Source organism: Lysinibacillus louembei (genome assembly GCF_033880585.1).
Taxonomy (GTDB): Bacteria; Bacillota; Bacilli; order Bacillales_A; family Planococcaceae; genus Metasolibacillus; species Metasolibacillus louembei.
On the sequence record NZ_CP137624.1, the window covers coordinates 2,955,509 to 2,974,356 of the forward strand.

Below are 18,848 nucleotides of genomic sequence, written 5' to 3' on the forward strand. Positions count from 1 at the left end.
TCTATTATCTTTGTTCTATTCAATAGTGATTTTATCATTAGCGCTACTTATTAGAATATGACATTCTTCACATCCGTAATATTTATTTAATGAATATATTTTTTCGAATAATAATATTATGTAAACTATATAATGCGGAATTTTCTGAAATAAATAGGTTGACAGGTAAAGGATTTCTGTACTATATTAATATCATTAAATAAAATCTGTTATATTACAAAGGGGTGTTGTTTATGTCGATGTATCGTGAAGGCTATGAGCATTACTTAGAAAAGTGTGAGCAATTCGGTGTTGAGCCTGTCAATTTTCACTTTTATTTACTGCAATTATCACAAGAGCAGTTAGCATCCTTTACAGAACAGGCACGCACAGTGCGAGCGGGTATTTAATATATGAAGAAAAAACATAAATAAACCAAACTTTATGAGTGGTTCATAAAGTTTGGTTTTTGTCATTTAGTGGATTATTTTTCATCACTTCTTGAATTTGCTCGTCCTCAATATGCGTATAAATTTGTGTTGTTGCTACACTGGAATGCCCTAATATATGCTGTAGGCTGCGAATATCAGCGCCTGCACGATACATTAATGTGGCGGATGTATGGCGCAGCTTATGCGGTGTGAGCTTTTCCTTATTTAGTGTGGCTGTATTCAACTGTTTAACAATTTTCGCAATGGATTGTCTTGCAAAGCGTGTTCCCTTTTGCGATACGAAAAGCGGCTCAGCTCCGTCCCCTTTATAGGTATGGCGTTTTGGTAAATATGCCTGCAAGGCCTCGTAGCAGCTTTCATTCATAAATACAGTGCGTTCCTTATTGCCCTTTCCGATAACTGTAATATGACGTCCTTGAATCGACTGCAAATTTAAGGAGCAAAGCTCGGTAACACGAATACCTAAATTTAAGAAAAACATCATCATACAATAATCGCGCTCGCTATAAGGCTGTGCTGTTGTTGCTGCAATAAATTGACGTGTCTCCTGCAAATTTAAATAAACAGGCGTTTTCCTTCCGATTTTCGGTGTTTCTAGCTCATCTGCTGGATTATCCTCTATTAAACGACGCTTGCCCTTTAAGTATTTGAAAAAGGATTTTAATGTCGCGACTTTACGCGCGCGTGCGGCTGGCGAATTTCCTCGTTGTACCTCGCAATATTCCATAAATAAATATAAATCCTCGAGCGTAATTTCCTTAATCATTTCGATTGTCACATCGGAAATATTAATTTTTTGTAAGTCTGTTAGTGCAATATCCTGCTCGATTGCCTTTAAAAATCGAAAAAACAGCACTAAATCATATTCGTATTCTTTGCGTGTTCGCTGTGATTTTCCTGTAATCGTTGTCAAATATATTAAAAAATCCTTTAAAATTTTCGGAAGCACAATCTTCACCTCCCTTTCAGTATACAGCACTTCGATGCTTGATGTAATAAACCCCGTATAAAAAGGCTAATCCCCACAGCAAGCAAGTGCCTAATAATACAAGTATTCGCAATGAAATGATTTGTGTGCCAATGCTTAGCAGCAGCAAAATAGTGATGGTTGTAAATGCTTCAAGTAAGCTAAAAATAGCAGTAAATCGACCTAACATCGCTGCTGGTAACGCTTGTTGAATATAGGTCATAAAACCGACACTTACAAAGCTGTTTGCGAAGGATAAAATAAAAAATCCAAGTGCGGCCATCCACCAATTTTGTGCTAGCCCATAACATAAATAACCGACGCTACAGCATAACACGCCATAAAAGATAGCGTTTAACGGCTTAACGAGCCATTTCATATTACAAATCGAACCGGCAATAAAGCCGATACCCGCGATGCTGACTAGCAGCCCATATGTGCTTTCTGACATTTGTAATGTTCTGGTCGCAAATGCTGCCTCTAATGAATCGATAGCTGTTAAGCAAACAATGAAAAGACCGTTCAAAATAAAAATAAAGCTAATCGAAAGATGCTTGTGGGCATATAGATAGACGATGCGCCAATCAGCTTGAATCGTTGCAAACGTAACTCGTTGTTGTATGCCTGTCTCGCTTATATGAGGGCATTTTCCGAGAAGTAATGCAGCAATTATTAATGCGATACTATTCATGACAATCGCTAAATGGGCTGTACCGATGAAGAAAAACAGGCCCGTAATCATTGGACCTAATATAAAGCCGGATGATTGTGCCATGCTTCTCCAGGCGTTAAAGCGTTGTTGCTCATTTTCAGAAATTACTTTCGTTGAATAAACAAAGATGGCATTTGTATAAATCGCTGTAAATATTTGAATGAAAAACGTGAGTATATAAATGGTTAGCATATGTGTTGTCATAACGAGTATTAAAATGAGAATAGCTCGCAGAAGATGCAAATAAATAACTAATTTTTTAATATTAACACGGTCAACAAAGGATCCAGCCCAACTATTCGTTACTAGCATAGCGATCGGCATAAATAGATAAAGAATCGTCACGCTTGTCGCGGAGCTTGTTAACGCTAAGATGATTAAATTCAGTGCAATAAAATAAACCCATTCACCGATATTGGCAATAAAAAAGCTTGTTAATAAATAGATTTTTGTTCGTGTCATCAAGTCTCCTCCTTATTTTAAGCAATAAAAAAATCCCACCTCCTAAGATTTTCACCTTAGGGACGGAATCGACTTTTCGACACGTGTTGCCACCCTATTTCACATAATTATCGCTAATTATGCCTCTATCAGTACAATCATACTGTGTCTCGTTAACGGGAGAACCCGTCACATCATCATATGCTTCATCCGATGTGCTACTCCAAGCCTTGCTTCAGCTTCCGTCCACCTGCTCGCTTGCACCTACCCGAGCTCTCTGTTAAGGTATCTTGAAACCTACTCTTCTCTTCAATGTATTTCACTGATTTTAGCATACAGATGTTGTCATTGTCCATAGGATTTTCTATTTGTGTTATAATAACAAAACTATGTGCAAAAGGAGGGGGTTTACATGATTACTTTAAGAGAGATTACATTGGAGAACCGCCGTGCGATTTTTAATTTAGAGGTTGAGGAGGAGCAACGTCGCTTTGTTGCATCGAACTTATCGAGCGTTGCCTCATGCTATGTTCTTGCGACTAATGGCGGACAGCCATTTCCATTCGCTATTTATACCGATGAGCTGCCGTCGATTGCAGATGATAGCCATTGTATTTTGCGCTTGATGATTGACCAGAAATATCAGGGACGAGGCTATGGTCGAAAAGCTATGGCGGAATTTTGGCATTTATACGTACCTTCCCTGCAGGACCTGCACGTTATTGTTGGATTCCTTACAGCACCGATAATCCACACGCTAAAAAGCTCTATGAAAGCTTTGGCTTCCGTGATAATGGTGAAATTTGCGATAATGAGCCAATCATGGTTTTGCCGCTTTAATGATTACATATTGAAACAGTGCGGACAATTCGTGCTGTTTTTAATTACTTAAAAAGTTCCCAAATATCAATTTGGGAACTTTTTCGTTATAGTACTTCTTTTATTTGCGCTATATGATGTAAATCATGTGTCATCAGCCCTTTAAAATAACTAAATAAAGTTAGTTGGGATTGATGAATTGTTATTTCAGTTTCCCAAAGCGCATCTGGTATTTCAGTTAATCGTTCAATCAATCGAGTTCGACCACACAAAAATGCATCAAGGACGACAACGGCTTCCTTTTTACGGGCGGATGCTGCAGCTTGTTCATTGAAAGTGACCACATCTGGTCCAGCAGGGAAAGTGCTATCTTGAAAGAAATACGGTATTCTATCACGAAGTACAAATTCATCCCACGCAATCAAATGACCGATTATCTCTATAATCGACCACTCCCCTTCAGTGATAGGTTTCCGTAACACCTCCTCATCCAACGCACGCAGCAAAGTGATAAATTCTTTAAACTCAAGATGATGTGCAATAATTTTCGTTTTCTCCATACATTTCACCCTCTTAAAAGAACGTTTGTTCCGTGTTTGTAAAATCGCATTTTAACGAAGTGAAAATCGGTTGTATGTACAATGATACATCTCACTTCGTCTGATCGCCTTTTTAAAGATAGGCAATTTTCATTAAAATATAAGCAATATCTCACTCATTTATCAAGAGGAATTTTCCTCGCTCTCAATTAAAGAGACTTTACTTGTCGAAGGGAAATATTGATATTTCCAATAGCTTTTCATTTCATCCCCCTCTAATTCTAATATCTTAACCAAAGTAATGAAGTATTCGGCAGTAGAAGCCTCTACTTCTGTAAATTCATTATTCTCTGATTTACCAGGACGATATTCTATTTGCGAAAAATAGGTCACTGTTTCATTTTTTTCTTTAATCGTAATCGTTTCATCAGGATTAAGTTGAGGGAATTCAGGATGCTTCTCCAAAGCAGTTAAAAGCATTTCCTTATCATAGTTATGAAGCGATTCACTTATTTCAATATTTGTCCCCTTTGAGCTTTGTGGTAAATTACAGCCTGATAAGATAAGAGTTGCCATTGAAAAAGCAATGATCTTCTTATACATGAGTAGCCTCCTACTATTTTAAATTTTATAAGATAAATACTATTTTTCCATGTTAAAATGAAGCGAGTCATGTATTGAAAGGAGCCTTCAAAATGAAAAAACGAACAATCGTCGTTTCCGCTATTTTATGTATCGCAGCAGTACTCGATATTATTTATAAAGGGGTATTTTATAAAATGCTTAAAAAATTTTGTAAATAATTAAGAAAAGCCTAATTGTCAATCAATGAAATTAGGCTTTTTTATTAACAATTGTAACTTTGGAATTGGGGGCTTTGAATTGCTTTACTTTTTTCAAAGACAACTAATTATGATGTCGTTTATTAACTTCAATTGTAATAAAATCTGGTAAATAGCTAGGGGTACATCCTTTGGCTACCATTTCATCTTTGTACAGACCCGTTTGCTCACCAAGCTTCATACAACGCGCACGATTCTTTTCATCATAAACACCTATCCAGCCTGCGGTGAAATTCATAGCCCATTGAACTTCTGGCTCTTCCTGCGTAATATTAGCTTCTATTGCAGCTAGTAAGTTTGCAGTGTTATCAGGTGGTGTTTGTCCAGTCCATCTCAATCGCGCTTGATAATACCAGAAAGTCCGTCTTCGCAGAGCAGAAGGGCTATTTTCCCATGTCTCTATCAACGCAATTTTTTGTTTGTCTTTAGTGAGCTGATTAGCCATTAACCAATCCATTAAGTTATTTCGTTCATCAAAAGTGTGAGTCTGCATATCTTTATCAAGCTCATTTAGCACATCTTGTGAAAGAAGTTTTTTATCCATAATTAAGATTGCTAATAGTCTAGGCAAAAACTCCCCGGTTGACCAAAATTCCATAGCTAGTTCATGATTTTTTTTAATGTCCTTCGCCATTTTCCGTAAATCGCCTAGCTTCGTTTTACTATTGATCTGAGATAGAATGCTTTCTGCTTTTGAAGAGCGTTTTATTTCTATATCTTCATTCATTTTATACACCCCTTTGATTAAAGCGCTGTTTCATAGTAACATAGAATACTAAATGGTCTTAATCTGGTAATTCCCATTGCACCACTCCTTTTGTCAATTGTGCACACTCTCGAAAGGCAAAGTGCTGACAGCCGATGCATTTTGTGTTATCTAAATAGCGTAGTGCGACATCAATTGCCTGACCTGTATGCTCAAAGAAGTACTGTTTGCCAATTTTATCATACAAGCCACTTTTTTTCATGGCTGACTGTAAACGTGGTGATAGACCAGTCACAAGAATGGTTCCCTTAAACTCCTGAACAATATTATCGAAATAAGCCTCACCTGTTGTATCCATAAATGGCACTTTGCTCATACGTAAAATCAATATGTTTGGCTTAGGCTCAGCTGTTGACAAAATCGTTTGCTCAAACATTTGTGCTGCACCAAAAAACAGTGGGCCTTCCATTGTATAAATGCTGATTTGCGGGCAGTCATGCATCGTATTAACGACGTATGGCTGCATCTTTTCATTTTTTCTTGAATGGTCTGGCAACACTTTGAAAATTGTAGGGATATCAATCATTTGCTTTGTAAATAAAATGAGCGCAAGCACTAGGCCTACTTCCACCGCAATCGTCAAGCTCGTAAACACCGTTAATAAAAAGGTTACGATTAAAACGAGCGAATCTGCTGATTTTAATTTTAAAATATGCATAAAATGATGACGCTCACTCATATTCCATGCTACAACCATTAGAATTGGCGCCATGCTTGCAAGAGGAATGTGCGATGCATATGGTGCGAACAATAATAGGACAAGCAACACAAAAATGCCATGGACGACACCTGATATTGGCGATGTCGCCCCACTCTTAATATTTGTCGCTGTTCGTGCAATTGCCCCTGTTGCAGGAATTCCTCCAAACAACGGTGTCACGATATTCGCTAAGCCTTGCCCAACAAGCTCTTTATTGCTGTTATGCCGCGTTTTTGTCATGCCATCTGCAACAACTGCCGATAACAGTGACTCAATGCCACCAAGCATCGCAATGACAAATGCTGGGCCAATTAAACGTTCGATGCGTTCCCATGTGATGTCAGGTAGCTGAAACTGTGGCAATGTATTCGGAATCGCTCCATAGGCTGTACCAATTGTTGGTACTTGCCCAGCAAAAAAGACAATGGCCACAATTGTAGAAATAATGATACCAACCAAAGAACCAGGTATTTTCGGTAAAATTCTCGGCATTATTAAAATAACTGTTAAACAAATGAGGGCAATCACTACATTATATAAATTAATTGTGGCAAGATGCATAACAAGCTCTCGCATATTTGCAATAAAATTTTCGTGCTTTTCAATTTCTGTTAGCCCTAAAAAATTAGCGATTTGCCCTGTAAAAATAATGACTGCAATACCTGCTGTAAAGCCAATTGTCACAGGGCGTGGGATAAATTGAATTAAGGAGCCTAATTTAAAAAAGCCCATTAAGCATAGCAGCAAGCCAGCCATAAGTCCTGCGAGCAATAAATCCTCATAGCCATATGCTAAGACAATGCCTAGTAAAATCGGAACGAAAGCCCCTGTCGGTCCGCCAATTTGATATTTTGAGCCACCAAATAATGAAATGGTAATGCCCGCAATAAACGTTGTGTAAATTCCATATTCAGGCTTGACTCCCGATGCAATAGCAAAGGACATTGCGAGCGGAATTGCGACAATGCCTACAATTAGTCCAGATAAAAGATCTTTTCGAAAATGCGCTAATGAATATCCTTTAAACCTTCCCATTTGCAGCTTCTCCATGCTCAAACCCTTCTTTTCTATTTATTATTCCTCATCTAATTCCTCTAGCATCGTAATTGTATCGATAAGGTGGTTATTAAAAATTTTTCTTGCAACAACGAGCAAATCTAAAATCATCGGGTCTCTCAAAGAATATAAAACTCGTTTGCCATCCTTCACGCCAACTACAATATTTTTAGCCCGCAAAACACTTAGCTGCTGCGAAATCGCAGAGCCTTCTTTTTGGAGTGCATCTTGAATTTCCTGTACACTCTTTTCACCTTCTGCAAGTAGCTCAAGGATATGTATACGTAAAGGATGTGATAATGCTTTAAAAAAATCGGCTTTAAATTGCTGGAGCTCTCCTCCCATCAAACCTCTCCTTTCTATATATACATATTCAAAACTTTGAATATGTATATATAATACGCCTGATTTTTTTAATTTTCAATATAGAAAAGAGAGCGTCTGAAAAGTTATTTCGGGACGCTCCCTTTTTAATCAAAAATTTATTTCTTCTTATTTAAATACAATGCTAAAACAAGTGCAGGTATCGTACATACAACCATTCCTAAAAAGGCGAAGCGCGGCTCGATTTCGTATAAATAACCACCGAGCAATGTTAAAACCGCAGTGCTCCAGCTCATCGCAAAAGCATTGTACATGCCTTGTGCATTTGGAATTTGTCCCTTCGGCAAGTGCTGTGTGAAAAACAGCACGACAGCAAAATGCGCTAAAGCAAATGATACAGCATGTAATGTTTGCGATAAAATAAAGACAGGAATTGTTGGTATAAGTGCAACCATTAGCCAACGCACCGTTGAACCAATTGCGGCAATGGTTAGCAATGTGGCTGGTTTCCATTGTCCAAAAAAGCGATCTGATTGAGCGAAAAATAATATTTCTACAAAAACACCGATATTAATAATCAAACCAATATAATATTTTGGTACATGGAGCTCCTGCAAATAAATATAGCCGTAACTATAATAAGAAGCATGTGCACCTTGTAATAAAATTGCAATAAGCAATACAATTAAAAAATTGGGTGTTTTGAACAATTGCTTCATTGAAAGATTGCCAATTTTTGCTCGTAGCGGCTTCTCTAATAAAATCGCTGGTGCTTGTCGCATATTTAATGCAAACAATAAAATCAATCCACCAAGCAATAGCCAAGCAATTGTACTATCACCGAATTTTCCCGTTATGACACTGACGATGAGCACCATCACGACAAAGCCTACAGATCCATAAGACCGGCTTTTTCCATAATGCAATTGTCCATGTTGAACAAGTATTCCTGCCATGCTATCGATTGCTGGCATCAATGCAGGAAAGCAAAAGCTGAACAATAGCGTAACCATGAATAAGCTAATAAAGGAGCTTGCAGGAATAAAAAATAATACGGTGATGATGGATGCTGCTGCTAATATATCTACTACACGCTTGCTGCTCCATTTGCTTGAAATATACGGAAAGGCAAACATAGTTGAAATCCCTCTTGCTACTAATCCAAAGCTCATAATAAGGCTTGCCTCTGCAACCGTTAAGCCCTTTGCTTCTATTAAAAATCCTGTCCAATATGGTAAAAAGATGCCCCATGTCATATAAAACGTAAAGAAATTTTGTGACATCCAGCGTTGATTATTCATTGTATATCCCTCCATCTGTCTTGCATCATAGCATGCTTTCTTTTAAAATAATGTGAGATATCTCATATTTAGGTGGTTTACGATGCAAATTTTACAAAATGAAGAGAAAAAATATTATATTGAGCAATTTCCAATTCATCATTTATTTTCATTCGATATTACAAATTTAGTGGAAGTACATCGCTTTGAACGTGGTAATTGGATTATTAAGGAGGGGCATTTTCCACAGTATTTATATTTTCTTGTAGAGGGAAAAGCAAAAATTTACATGACACAAGAAAATGGAAAGGTCGCATTAATTAGCTTTGCACAGCCAAATGCCTTTATTGGTGAGCTAGAGCTACTTGATGAAAATTATTATTCCAAAGGTGTTCAAACGATGAATTCTACTATTTGCTTAGCCCTGCCAATAAACAAATGTAAAAAAGAGCTGCTATCAGATGTTGTATTTTTACGCTATTTATCGACGTTTTTAGGAAATAAAACATCAGAAATGACCGCTAAGTTTTCGAAAAGCCTTGCCTATCCGCTCGAAAATCGCCTTGCAGAATTTATCGTACTGCTAGCAGATAACGGCATTTATAAAGAAAAGCATACAGAGGTTTGCGATTATTTAGGTGTTTCCTACCGCCATTTATTACATGTACTATCGCAGTTTTGCGCACAAGGCTTGCTAGAAAAATGTGGCCGCAGCTATAAAATTATCGATATGGACGAATTAAAAAAGCGAGCGATAACAGCCTCTGTCTAGGTCGTTATCGTTCGCTCTATTGAAAATTAAGCTCTTTTTTTCAAATAAAAAATATCTCGATCATGCTCAGCGATTTTCTGAGCAAAGTACTCTAAATCATCCTTCGTCGCCACTTGCTCAAACCGCATCATCGTTTCAGCATGATATTCAGTCAATCGCCCTGTTTGCTCGTAAACAATATGCAGCTTCGCCTCGATACCATCTAAGCGAGCATTTGTTTTTTGCTGTTCAGCCTTCAGATTTTGCACATCTGCTTTCACTTCTTGCATTTCAATCTTTAAGCTTTGCACATCTGCTTTCACTTCCTGCATTTCAGTCTTTAAGCTTTGCACATCTGCTTTTACTTCCTGCATTTCAGTCTTTAAGTCTTGTATGCTACCTTCCATACCTGTTACTTTGTGTACGAGTAATTCTAATAGTTCGCGATCTGTCATTTAGTTACTCCTTCCCTCGGTTCTTTGTACTTAAATTATAGCATATGCTGAAGTGATTTTCATTAAGCCTTTACATCAATTTCAAACCAATTGTTGCACCTAAAATCATCGTAATAAAGACAATACGTCGCCAATCCTTTGATTCACCAAATGCGATCATGCCAAGGATAGCGCCACCAGCAGCACCGATTCCTGTCCAAATTGCATAGGCTGTTCCCATCGGTAATGTTTCCATGGCAATTGCTAGCAAGCCGAAGCTCGCCGAAAAGGCAATAATCATATAAACAAAGGAAGCAATATCGCGTTTTTGATACATGCGTCCCATCATAAAAACACCTAACATTTCACACAATCCTGCTAAAATTAATACAATCCATGCCATTATGCCTGCTCCTCCTTTTCACCAGATACGAGTTTTAAGCCGATAACTCCAGCTAATAAAATAGCGATCAGCACCAATTTCCCTACATGCACAGGCTCACCAAAAATGATCATATCCGCTATAACCGTCCCCGCTGTACCTAATCCAACAAACACTGCATACACAGTGCCAACAGGCAGCTTGCTTCCTGCATGAATCATTAAATAAAAGCTCACAATAATACATACAATCGTTAACCCCCATTCAAGAGGTGTCGTAGCATGCTTTAAGCCAATAACCCAACCTACCTCAAAAACTGCTGCAATAATTACTTGGAGCCATGTTAAATTCATCGTAAATTCCTCCTTAAAAATGACAAAAAGCCAGAGAGAATGATTGCATTCTCCCAGGCTTTTATCCTTCCGTGTAACACACATATGCTGTGTGCGCCTTCTCTCGGACCAGACTAGCAAAAGCATCTGCTACGGAACCCTAGAAAGCTTGATAATTTATTATTTCACAGCACCGCAAATTTTGCAAGCTCTAGACAAAAATATGAATTGTATCTCCGTTACGTTCAATTTTCCAGTTTGATGAAACAAGTGCTGCAATTTCCTTTTCTGTCTCTACATTCGCTGGTACATTATAGGCACCAAACTCCTGTAATTCGTACTGACTCTCATCAATACCGAAGCGCATACGTAAAATATTTTTCAAGCCATTAATTGTTAAAAATTTCACTTGATAGCTTGTTGTATAAGCTTCTTTGAAAAGTGCTTTATCTGTATCATACAGCTGCTGTAATAGTGAGAAATCAGATTGCATCTCTTCAAATAATGATAAATCTTTGTTTTCAAATTGTGCTGCTACTTGTTCATAGCTGTAATTTGGTCGTAATGATTCAATTAAATATGCTTCCATTAATGAGATAGCCATTTTAGTTATTCCCCTTTTTATATGTATTGTCAATCCAGGCTGTAATGTTTTTATCATAGCTTGGATACGCATAGCCAAGCTTTTCGGCTACTTCGTGAGAAATATCGCGGAACATGTCACAGCATAGCTCAAAAGCAAGCCATGTTTGTTCAATTCCAGCTGTTGCGTAGGTACGAAGTAATTTTTCATAGACTTCGGGCGCTAGATGCTGCTGAATAAATTTATAATTTTTCCCAACACTAAATGTAAAGCCTTGGCGAATACCGATGTCCCATGATATCATGCGCAGCAGCTCTTGTCTTATGTTGTTATGCAAGTGATCGATTGCAAATAAAAACTCATTGCGGCGCAAGCCTTTTGCCACATATGTTGCAACGCTCCAAAATTCATTGCAGCAATCATCAAAGCTGCGTGCAGACGGTTTTTGAATCCAGTATTTTTCGTCTGTCGCAATAACCTCCTGCGAGATTCGCTTGTCCTTATCCAGTAGCACCTCCACTAACCCATCTGAGCTTTGGAAATAATTTTTGAGCTCTGTTAATGGGATTAAGCTTAAATCGATTTTAATTCCATCTGCAAAATATAAAATATAAGTAAACCAATTTTCAAAATCTGGAGGGAAAAGCTCCATGTCTTCGGGCTTTTGGACAAAAACAAGCTCACCAAAGTGCTGTAACCAATCATCATTTTCTAAGTAGCTATCCATGCTTGTGACAAAAAAGCTAATATCGTAATCTTGATAATGATCTTGTGGAATATTGCGATTCGTGCGTGAGCCCTCTAGCACCGAAATACGAATGCGTTCATCCTGTGATGCGAAATCTGAAAAAAGCTGAAACATTTCTACCTCTGACCGCATTGTACCGCCTCCTTTTTTAATTATAGCATTTTACTCGGGCTTTTCCATCCGTGTTGCTCGTTCTTGCAGCACACCTTTTCTTGCATAGCCGTATTTTTCATATAAATCCTCCAATTCTTGCTGCTCCTTTTTCATATCCTGTTGAATCGCTGTATAGCGCATATTTGTCGTTGTAACGGCAAAGCCTACTTGCTGTGAGACGTAGGCAAATAAACGCTCTATTGTTTTTACAGTAATTGGATCACCCTGTTTATTACCCAAGCCGAGCCAAATATAATCTACGTCCTGTGCAATCGCAAAGCGCTTGCTCGTTTCTTCTTTATAAAATTGTAATACATCCAATAATGCTTGTGGCAACGGTAAATCGCGATAACTACGCTTACTTAATATACGAACAAAGCCTTCATGGACATGTGACCATTTCATGCGCACAACCTCACTCGATTTAATGCCAAGTGTTGCAATAACACGCATAATCGTATAATTGCGCAATGCCATCCAACGAATTTCGTCCTCCTCTGCCGTTTCATAGGAAATAAGCCACACATGTAATGCTTTACGCATCTGGAATGGAGATAACGTTTGCAGCTCCTTTTTTTCAAAGGGAATTGGGCTGAATAAATCATCAGCAAGTGTAGGAATCACATCGCGCGCTTGTAAAAAATGAACGAAGCTTTTTAAGCTCGCAAGCTTGCGATTGACACTTTGTAATGAGCTGTAATGCTCCAGCAACCATTGTCTATATGCTTGTACAACCTCTACTGTTAATATTTCATATTGCTGTTCTTTCATAAAATTTACGAACTGTGCACTATCTAAGCTATATTGCTTCACTGTATAATTAGATTTTGACTGACTAATCAAAGCTGCTTGAAAACGTTTAACATAAATCGAATAATCTGTCATGCTCAGCACTCCTTATTAATTTGGCGTGAAGGTACTTTTGTTATTAAAGATTTGGTGCGTGTGCTATATTATTTTTACTAAATATAGCGTCGTATAATATGCTATTTATATTCAATGAAAAATAAGAATGTTTGTTCTCATTATAGCGAAACAGTCATTTTTATTCAACTCGGTGCACTTTTGTGGCATACTTGCAGTAATTCAAAAGAAAATGGAGGGCTTTTTGTGCAAATACAAACAGTACGCTTACATGAGGAAGACGCAAAATTGATTTATCAAGAAACAGCTAGCCTTGCGATTATTACTATCCATCGGCCACAAGCTAAAAATGCATTAACAGCAAATATGTGGCGTGAGCTCGCCTCCCTTACCTTACAAGCTTTGCAAAATCCGAAAAATAAAGTGCTTATTTTGCGTGGAGCTGGTGAAAATTTTTCAGCAGGCTCCGATATTAAAGAATTTCATACGATGTCGCTGGAGCAGGCAGAGCAAGCCTTTGTTGAAATGGAGCGTACTATTTCGACAATTGAAAGCTTACCACTTCCCGTTATTGGGGTCATTAATGGACCTGCAATGGGTGCAGGCTTAGAGCTTGCACTTGCTTGCGACATTCGCATTGGCTCAGATAAAGCGAAAATGGGCATTCCCGTTGGAAAATTAGGCATTATGCTAAACAATCGTTTTGCTAAGCGTCTTGTAAACCTTGTTGGTCCTTCTACAACGAAGGATTTTGTTTTCACAGGACGCACCTATAAAGCAGAAGAAGCCTTTCAAGCAGGTATGTTAAATTACTTAGTCGCTGAAAAGGATGTAACAAAATTTATGATTCGCTTAGGAAAGCTTGTAGCAGGCATGTCTCCTGACTCCTTACAGGCGGTCAAAGCAGCGGTGCAACAATGCACAGAATCAACACCTGCTTTATGGCAAGGCACTACTCCGTTTGTTTCGCCCAATGACTTTGCCGAAGGCGTGCGTGCATTTGTTGAAAAGCGCCAGCCGAATTTTACACGCAGCAACTAAGGCTTATATTAGTTTCAGCCCTTTAATCGTAAAATGAATATACTCAGGCTCCAGCTCAAAGGTTTGTACAAATGCTGTTGCGATTTCCTGCTGTAAGCCTTGCAGCTCCTCTATTATATTTGTATGAATCGAGGCCTTTAAAATGATATTGACAGTAATTTTAGGCATCGTAGCCACATTAAATGCTAGCTTTTCTACCTGTGCGATAATAGGGCTCTTACTCATTACATGCAATAACACATCTCGATATACTTGCTTATGAATGGTGATTGTTTCATAGTGAAAGTCAGGCTGAACGATTGTCGTTTCTCCGACTTTCACTCGATTGTTGACAAAAATTGCTCGTCCCTTTCGTACTAAGCGCTTGAAAAAATTTTGCTCTACTTGCTCATATGGAATTGGCATCACATGCTGTCCCTTTGTTTGTCGAATAAAGCGAGCAATTTGAATTTCGCGTGGAGAACGAATATGCTGTACTTGATAAAATTGAGTAATTGGTTCAAGCTCTAGCTGCTCCGCAATTTTTTTCGTCATTTTATCTGATGTCCCAATAATTAAGATGGACGAAGGCTGCGCCTCTTGAATAGCTGCTTGGACTTCCTGACGATGTGCTGGATCTTCAAAAATGGCACGACGCACAGCTGTTAATGTGTTTTTTTCAAATTTAGCACTAATGCCAGCCTGCTTTTTGCCATGAAGGATGAATAAACCGTCATCAATAATTCCTTCGATCCCTTTATCATAAGCAAATTGCAGCGCAGAGGTACTTTTTCCTGTACCACTTGGCCCACTTAATGAATATACTTTCATCTTTCTCTCCCCTTTTCTTATAGTTAATATACACTTTTTTTGAGCGAGAAAAAACTAGTACTTATCTGCCATCTATCTAGCATGAAAGTTGTGTATTGACAAGATAAGTGGAAAATAAAAGGGAAACAGTTTATGATAAATAATGTAGCTTCCGTCCAGAGCAAATAATCAAATCAAATATGAGAGAGGTAATAACAGAATGAAAAAAACAAATTTATTCATTAGCGCAACGATTGCCATCGCAGCTGTAAGCGTAGCTACACCATCGTCAACAATGGCTGCTAGTCAAACATTTAGCGATGTTTCACCTAAACATAATTACTATACAATTATTCAAGAAATGGCGAAGAAAGAAGTCATTACAGGCTATCTAGACGGCACATTTAAACCAAATGAATTAATGACACGCAAGCATGCGGCCGCTTTAATTAGCCGCGCCTTCCCTACGCTTCCAACCGAATATGAAGGCATTTCTTTAACGGATGTTAGCAAGGATAACCCATATTACAAAGATATTCGCCGTGTGCTGGAAGCAGATATTATTCAGCATGCTGATAATTTTGATTTTCGACCGAACGATATTATTACAAGAGGAGAAATGGCACGTGCTTTAGCCATCGCCTATAAGCTTTCTAGCAGCGAGCAAAAAAGTCCACTCATTGATGTATCGCCTAAAGTCGCACCATTTGTCGATGCACTCTATATAAATAATATTACAACAGGCTATGAGGATAAAACATTCCGAGAGGATAAAGGGCTGACACGCGCTCACTTTGCCGTATTTATGTATCGTGCAATGGAAGTAAACAAAAATTAATTTATGCCAAGCTGTTATCTTTAATGATGACAGCTTTTTTCATGTCCTATTGCGCAATACTAATGTGTTCTTAGCTTCGAGTATTAGTGCTGAGTCGAGGATTCTCAGATTGTTCTGTATACAATAGCAATAACTTTAATATTTTTTCTGAATTATTAAAATACATTTACTATATGTTATGTTACAATAAAGTGTACTTTTTAACAGATTAGGAGTGTTCTTTTTGATTATCGAAGCATCATCAAAAATGTCGCTTTTTACAGAGGCGATTTTTGGAAAACTAAAAGCATTTGCTTTACAGCAACAACAAAACGGACAAGAAATTATTGATTTAAGCTTAGGAAGCCCTGATATTCCACCTGCTCCTATGCTACTTGAAAATATGGCCAAGCTTACGGCTAACCCACAATCTTATGGCTATACGTTGACAGGTGTTAAAGCTTTTAACGACGCTGTCTGCCGCTACTACGCAAGAGTCAATGATGTGCAGCTTGACCCCGAAACGGAAGTGCTACAAACAATGGGCTCACAGGAAGGCCTAGTGCATCTACCAATCGCTTTTTGCAACCCTGGTGACATTATTTTAACGACAAACCCTGCCTATGTTGCTTACGATGCAGGTATCCATTTAGCTGGTGCAACTCCCTACTATATGCCACTCACAAAAGAAAATGGTTATTTACCAGACCTAGCAAGCGTTCCAGCAGAAATTGCGGAAAAAGCAAAGCTGCTTCTTTTAAATTTACCTGGTAACCCTGTGCCCGCAATGCCCTCTAAACAGTATTTCGAGGAGGTTGTAGCATTCGCTAAAAAATACAATATTATCGTCTTACATGACGCTGCCTATTCTGAATTTTACTTCACAGGCGATGCACCAATGAGCTTTTTAGCAACACCTGGGGCCAAGGATGTAGGCTTGGAAATCAATTCTTTATCGAAAAGCTTTAGCTTAGCAGGTGCCCGCATCGCCTATATTGTTGGTAATGCTGAAATGATTCGCATTGTTAAGCAATTAAAGTCAAATTTAGACTTCGGTATTTTTGAGCCCGTTCAATTGACGGCCGCGCTTGCTTTAGACAATGCAGAGGAAATTACAGCAAGCTTACGTACAACTTTTGCAGAACGTCATCAAATATTAATGAACGGGCTACAACAAATCGGCTGGGAGGTGGCTCCTTCCAATGGTGGTATGTTCGTTTGGGCTAAATATCCATATGCAATGACAAGTGTAGACTTTGCATTTAAAGCAATTGAGCAGGCTGGTGTTGTGATGGTGCCAGGCACTGTCTTTGGTACAGCTGGCGAAGGCTACGTGCGTCTAGCTCTTGTTCAAAATTCAGCGCTACTTGCACGTGCTGTAGAGAAGCTACAGACAATTCAATAAAGATAAAATAGGACTGCTGACACGTATAGTCAGCAGTCCTGCTATATTTTCTTATCCTCTTTTAATCATTCTTTATCCTCTAAGCGAAAAATACCCGGTATCCAATTTGGCAAAATGCCATGACCACCAATGATTTCCCCATTACATTCATAAATAACTGCCTTAAGTCGCTCGCGCTCTGTGTCACGTTCCTTTAACAAATAAAGAAATTGTGTTACTTCCTCCCCTTCATATTCTCGGAAAAAGAAGAGCTCATTCGCTTCATAATTAACAAGCAATTCCTCAGGCATTTTCAGCACAAAGGTTTCTTTTGCTAGAAGCTTTTTCGCATGCCAGCCGTATTCGCTTAAATACTTATTATGCTGTTCATTTTCTTGTGCACTACAGGCCACTAGTAACAAAATGAGCGAAATAAAATATATCCCTTTACTCCTCATACATATGCTCGTCCTCTAGCTGAAAGCGATTATAGCGTTGCTTAAACACACGGTAAATATGTGTCACTAACACTTTAATGAGCGCATATGTCGGGAGCCCTAAAATAACACCTGGTACGCCAAACAACGAGCCAGCTGTTAATAAAACAAAAATGATTGTAATCGGATGGATGCTTAATGATTTGCCCATAATTTGTGGCGAAATAAACTTCCCTTCGATTAATTGCACAATTGTCCAAACGGCTGCTAGCTTTAAAATCATATAAGGCGAATCGGACACAATTGCAATAATCGCTGCTGGTGTAATCGCAATAACGGGACCTAAATATGGTACAACGCTTGTTACCATCGCCAATACACCGAGCAGCAATGCATAATCTAAGCCGATAACGAGAAAGCCGATTGTCACCATTGCGCCGATACAGATGGACACTAAAATTTGCCCTTGAATATATGAGCTAATTTGCTTGTCCATGTCGTGCAGCACATCTCCTACAAATTTACGCATGCTTGGTGGCGTATTACGCAAAATAAACTTCGGCATTTTCTCGCCCTCATACAGCAAATAAAACAAAATAAAGGGGACGATGACTAACGACAGCACTAAGCCTGTTAGTGCGGAAACAAAGCCCGTAATACCCGTCGCTACGCTTGTCGCAAAGCCTGTTGCAAAATCCTTTACTTGTGTGACAATATCCTCTGTTAAGTTGGTAATCATTTTATCGTATTCAAGATTAATCATTGAAAAATAGTCACTTAAACGCGAATTGTTTAGCCATGACACAATATTTTCAACAAATGCCATGAAATAAGCTGGAAACTCATTCATTAAATTTGTAAACTGATCGCGTAAAAATGGATAGATAAGGACAATCGTTAGCGTTAAGGCACCGATTGCGACAAGATAAATAATTAAAATCGCCCATATTTTTGAAATCTTCCATCTCATTAATAAACGCAAAAATGGTCGTGTTAAATAATATAAAATAACGCCAAGCACCCCTGGTAAAATAACGACTTCAAACAATACGCGTAGCGGCTGGAAAATAAACGCAATTTTATCGTAAATAAAAATGACACAGCCAACAATTAACAGAATGAGCAGGAAGAATAATAAATTTTTCCCACCTAAAAACCGAATAAAACGTGTTGAAAAGAAATTTGATGTTTCCTGCGGTAGTTGCTTATTTTGTGTTCTTGCTTTGCTCTCTTCCAAAAAACCACCTCTGCCAATT

22 protein-coding genes, 1 pseudogene, 1 riboswitch and 1 other annotated feature are annotated in these 18,848 nt (G+C 38.3%); of the genes and pseudogenes, 6 read left to right on the forward strand and 17 right to left on the reverse strand.

Annotation, left to right across the window (positions count from 1 at the left end):
- The first annotated feature begins 233 nt into the window (after positions 1–233).
- The gene (locus tag R6U77_RS14640; protein WP_293928465.1) at positions 234–389 is read left to right on the forward strand and encodes a transcriptional regulator; all 156 of its coding nucleotides are present in this window, start codon (positions 234–236) and stop codon (positions 387–389) included.
- A 43-nt stretch (positions 390–432) separates the two neighbouring features.
- Here R6U77_RS14640 and R6U77_RS14645 read toward each other — a convergent pair whose 3' ends face one another.
- Positions 433–1,383 (reverse strand): tyrosine recombinase XerC, encoded by a 951-nt coding sequence (locus tag R6U77_RS14645; RefSeq protein ID WP_319838380.1) that lies wholly within the window; start codon positions 1,381–1,383, stop codon positions 433–435.
- A gap of 13 nt (positions 1,384–1,396) precedes the next feature.
- The gene (locus R6U77_RS14650) at positions 1,397–2,572 is read right to left on the reverse strand and encodes an MFS transporter (RefSeq protein WP_319836209.1); all 1,176 of its coding nucleotides are present in this window, start codon (positions 2,570–2,572) and stop codon (positions 1,397–1,399) included.
- 55 nt (positions 2,573–2,627) lie between these two features.
- Positions 2,628–2,873, reverse strand: a binding site (T-box leader).
- Positions 2,874–2,963: 90 nt separating this feature from the next.
- Here R6U77_RS14650 and R6U77_RS14655 point away from each other — a divergent pair.
- Positions 2,964–3,391 (forward strand): annotated as a pseudogene (locus tag R6U77_RS14655) (GNAT family N-acetyltransferase).
- Positions 3,392–3,477: 86 nt separating this feature from the next.
- On the opposite strand, the gene R6U77_RS14660 reads toward R6U77_RS14655, so the two are convergent.
- The 6 genes from R6U77_RS14660 to R6U77_RS14685 all read right to left on the reverse strand — a co-directional run bounded on the left by R6U77_RS14660 (position 3,478) and on the right by R6U77_RS14685 (position 8,898).
- Positions 3,478–3,930, reverse strand: coding sequence for a DinB family protein (locus R6U77_RS14660; RefSeq protein WP_319836210.1), 453 nt, complete (start codon positions 3,928–3,930; stop codon positions 3,478–3,480).
- 162 nt (positions 3,931–4,092) lie between these two features.
- Entirely contained in the window at positions 4,093–4,512 is a 420-nt protein-coding gene (locus R6U77_RS14665) for a hypothetical protein (RefSeq protein WP_319836211.1), read from the reverse strand.
- 303 nt (positions 4,513–4,815) lie between these two features.
- Positions 4,816–5,478 carry a DNA alkylation repair protein gene (locus R6U77_RS14670; RefSeq protein ID WP_319836212.1) on the reverse strand — a complete coding sequence of 221 codons (663 nt, stop codon included), beginning with the start codon at positions 5,476–5,478 and terminating at the stop codon, positions 4,816–4,818.
- Positions 5,479–5,536: 58 nt separating this feature from the next.
- Positions 5,537–7,267 (reverse strand): SulP family inorganic anion transporter, encoded by a 1,731-nt coding sequence (locus R6U77_RS14675; RefSeq protein ID WP_319836213.1) that lies wholly within the window; start codon positions 7,265–7,267, stop codon positions 5,537–5,539.
- Positions 7,268–7,291: 24 nt separating this feature from the next.
- A complete protein-coding gene (locus R6U77_RS14680) occupies positions 7,292–7,618 on the reverse strand; it encodes an ArsR/SmtB family transcription factor (protein ID WP_293928458.1) in 327 nt (108 codons plus the stop codon).
- A gap of 137 nt (positions 7,619–7,755) precedes the next feature.
- Positions 7,756–8,898 carry a 3-phenylpropionate MFS transporter gene (locus R6U77_RS14685; RefSeq protein WP_319836214.1) on the reverse strand — a complete coding sequence of 381 codons (1,143 nt, stop codon included), beginning with the start codon at positions 8,896–8,898 and terminating at the stop codon, positions 7,756–7,758.
- An 82-nt stretch (positions 8,899–8,980) separates the two neighbouring features.
- Between R6U77_RS14685 and yeiL the strand changes: the two genes are divergently transcribed.
- A complete protein-coding gene (yeiL, locus tag R6U77_RS14690) occupies positions 8,981–9,649 on the forward strand; it encodes a transcriptional regulator YeiL (protein ID WP_319836215.1) in 669 nt (222 codons plus the stop codon).
- A 26-nt stretch (positions 9,650–9,675) separates the two neighbouring features.
- Here the strand turns inward: yeiL and R6U77_RS14695 are convergent, their stop codons facing one another.
- The 6 genes from R6U77_RS14695 to R6U77_RS14720 form a co-directional block, all read right to left on the reverse strand.
- Positions 9,676–10,083, reverse strand: a complete 408-nt coding sequence (locus R6U77_RS14695; protein WP_319836216.1) for a hypothetical protein — start codon at positions 10,081–10,083, stop codon at positions 9,676–9,678.
- A 70-nt stretch (positions 10,084–10,153) separates the two neighbouring features.
- On the reverse strand, positions 10,154–10,465 hold the full coding sequence (locus R6U77_RS14700; RefSeq protein WP_319836217.1) for a DMT family transporter: 312 nt from the start codon (positions 10,463–10,465) through the stop codon (positions 10,154–10,156).
- Positions 10,465–10,797, reverse strand: a complete 333-nt coding sequence (locus tag R6U77_RS14705) for a DMT family transporter (protein ID WP_293928450.1) — start codon at positions 10,795–10,797, stop codon at positions 10,465–10,467. Before R6U77_RS14705 ends, R6U77_RS14700 begins: the two co-directional genes overlap by 1 nt.
- A 48-nt stretch (positions 10,798–10,845) precedes the next feature.
- Positions 10,846–10,951: riboswitch (guanidine-I (ykkC/yxkD leader) on the reverse strand.
- Between the two features lie 36 nt (positions 10,952–10,987).
- Entirely contained in the window at positions 10,988–11,380 is a 393-nt protein-coding gene (locus R6U77_RS14710; RefSeq protein WP_293928448.1) for a hypothetical protein, read from the reverse strand.
- 1 nt (position 11,381) lies between these two features.
- On the reverse strand, positions 11,382–12,239 hold the full coding sequence (ant(6), locus tag R6U77_RS14715; RefSeq protein ID WP_319836218.1) for an aminoglycoside 6-adenylyltransferase: 858 nt from the start codon (positions 12,237–12,239) through the stop codon (positions 11,382–11,384).
- Between the two features lie 30 nt (positions 12,240–12,269).
- Positions 12,270–13,145, reverse strand: coding sequence for a tyrosine-type recombinase/integrase (locus R6U77_RS14720; RefSeq protein ID WP_319836219.1), 876 nt, complete (start codon positions 13,143–13,145; stop codon positions 12,270–12,272).
- 225 nt (positions 13,146–13,370) lie between these two features.
- Here R6U77_RS14720 and R6U77_RS14725 point away from each other — a divergent pair, with 225 nt between their 5' ends.
- Entirely contained in the window at positions 13,371–14,165 is a 795-nt protein-coding gene (locus tag R6U77_RS14725; RefSeq protein WP_319836220.1) for an enoyl-CoA hydratase/isomerase family protein, read from the forward strand.
- Between the two features lie 3 nt (positions 14,166–14,168).
- Here R6U77_RS14725 and R6U77_RS14730 read toward each other — a convergent pair whose 3' ends face one another.
- The gene (locus R6U77_RS14730) at positions 14,169–14,975 is read right to left on the reverse strand and encodes a hypothetical protein (protein WP_319836221.1); all 807 of its coding nucleotides are present in this window, start codon (positions 14,973–14,975) and stop codon (positions 14,169–14,171) included.
- Positions 14,976–15,174: 199 nt separating this feature from the next.
- On the opposite strand from R6U77_RS14730, the gene R6U77_RS14735 reads away from it, so the two are divergent.
- Positions 15,175–15,792, forward strand: a complete 618-nt coding sequence (locus R6U77_RS14735) for an S-layer homology domain-containing protein (RefSeq protein ID WP_319836222.1) — start codon at positions 15,175–15,177, stop codon at positions 15,790–15,792.
- 247 nt (positions 15,793–16,039) lie between these two features.
- Positions 16,040–17,176: an aminotransferase class I/II-fold pyridoxal phosphate-dependent enzyme gene (locus tag R6U77_RS14740; protein ID WP_406601107.1), complete on the forward strand. Its 1,137-nt coding sequence runs from the start codon at positions 16,040–16,042 to the stop codon at positions 17,174–17,176.
- A 65-nt stretch (positions 17,177–17,241) separates the two neighbouring features.
- On the opposite strand, the gene R6U77_RS14745 is transcribed toward R6U77_RS14740, so the two are convergent.
- Positions 17,242–17,613, reverse strand: a complete 372-nt coding sequence (locus tag R6U77_RS14745; protein WP_319836224.1) for a DUF4830 domain-containing protein — start codon at positions 17,611–17,613, stop codon at positions 17,242–17,244.
- Positions 17,603–18,829 (reverse strand): AI-2E family transporter, encoded by a 1,227-nt coding sequence (locus R6U77_RS14750; RefSeq protein ID WP_293928436.1) that lies wholly within the window; start codon positions 18,827–18,829, stop codon positions 17,603–17,605. The genes R6U77_RS14745 and R6U77_RS14750 overlap by 11 nt, the downstream gene beginning before the upstream one ends.
- Between the last annotated feature and the right edge of the window lie 19 nt (positions 18,830–18,848).

What these genes read in the sequence shown, in the direction of transcription:
- R6U77_RS14640 (WP_293928465.1), top strand. Translation starts at nt 234, where the DNA reads ATGTCGATGTATCGTGAAGGCTATGAGCATTACTTAGAAAAGTGTGAG.
- R6U77_RS14650 (WP_319836209.1), bottom strand. Translation starts at nt 2,572, where the DNA reads ATGACACGAACAAAAATCTATTTATTAACAAGCTTTTTTATTGCCAAT.
- R6U77_RS14660 (WP_319836210.1), bottom strand. Translation starts at nt 3,930, where the DNA reads ATGGAGAAAACGAAAATTATTGCACATCATCTTGAGTTTAAAGAATTT.
- R6U77_RS14665 (WP_319836211.1), bottom strand. Translation starts at nt 4,512, where the DNA reads ATGTATAAGAAGATCATTGCTTTTTCAATGGCAACTCTTATCTTATCA.
- R6U77_RS14670 (WP_319836212.1), bottom strand. Translation starts at nt 5,478, where the DNA reads ATGAATGAAGATATAGAAATAAAACGCTCTTCAAAAGCAGAAAGCATT.
- R6U77_RS14675 (WP_319836213.1), bottom strand. Translation starts at nt 7,267, where the DNA reads ATGGAGAAGCTGCAAATGGGAAGGTTTAAAGGATATTCATTAGCGCAT.
- R6U77_RS14680 (WP_293928458.1), bottom strand. Translation starts at nt 7,618, where the DNA reads ATGGGAGGAGAGCTCCAGCAATTTAAAGCCGATTTTTTTAAAGCATTA.
- R6U77_RS14685 (WP_319836214.1), bottom strand. Translation starts at nt 8,898, where the DNA reads ATGAATAATCAACGCTGGATGTCACAAAATTTCTTTACGTTTTATATG.
- yeiL (WP_319836215.1), top strand. Translation starts at nt 8,981, where the DNA reads ATGCAAATTTTACAAAATGAAGAGAAAAAATATTATATTGAGCAATTT.
- R6U77_RS14695 (WP_319836216.1), bottom strand. Translation starts at nt 10,083, where the DNA reads ATGACAGATCGCGAACTATTAGAATTACTCGTACACAAAGTAACAGGT.
- R6U77_RS14700 (WP_319836217.1), bottom strand. Translation starts at nt 10,465, where the DNA reads ATGGCATGGATTGTATTAATTTTAGCAGGATTGTGTGAAATGTTAGGT.
- R6U77_RS14705 (WP_293928450.1), bottom strand. Translation starts at nt 10,797, where the DNA reads ATGAATTTAACATGGCTCCAAGTAATTATTGCAGCAGTTTTTGAGGTA.
- R6U77_RS14710 (WP_293928448.1), bottom strand. Translation starts at nt 11,380, where the DNA reads ATGGCTATCTCATTAATGGAAGCATATTTAATTGAATCATTACGACCA.
- R6U77_RS14720 (WP_319836219.1), bottom strand. Translation starts at nt 13,145, where the DNA reads ATGACAGATTATTCGATTTATGTTAAACGTTTTCAAGCAGCTTTGATT.
- R6U77_RS14730 (WP_319836221.1), bottom strand. Translation starts at nt 14,975, where the DNA reads ATGAAAGTATATTCATTAAGTGGGCCAAGTGGTACAGGAAAAAGTACC.
- R6U77_RS14735 (WP_319836222.1), top strand. Translation starts at nt 15,175, where the DNA reads ATGAAAAAAACAAATTTATTCATTAGCGCAACGATTGCCATCGCAGCT.
- R6U77_RS14740 (WP_406601107.1), top strand. Translation starts at nt 16,040, where the DNA reads ATGTCGCTTTTTACAGAGGCGATTTTTGGAAAACTAAAAGCATTTGCT.
- R6U77_RS14745 (WP_319836224.1), bottom strand. Translation starts at nt 17,613, where the DNA reads ATGAGGAGTAAAGGGATATATTTTATTTCGCTCATTTTGTTACTAGTG.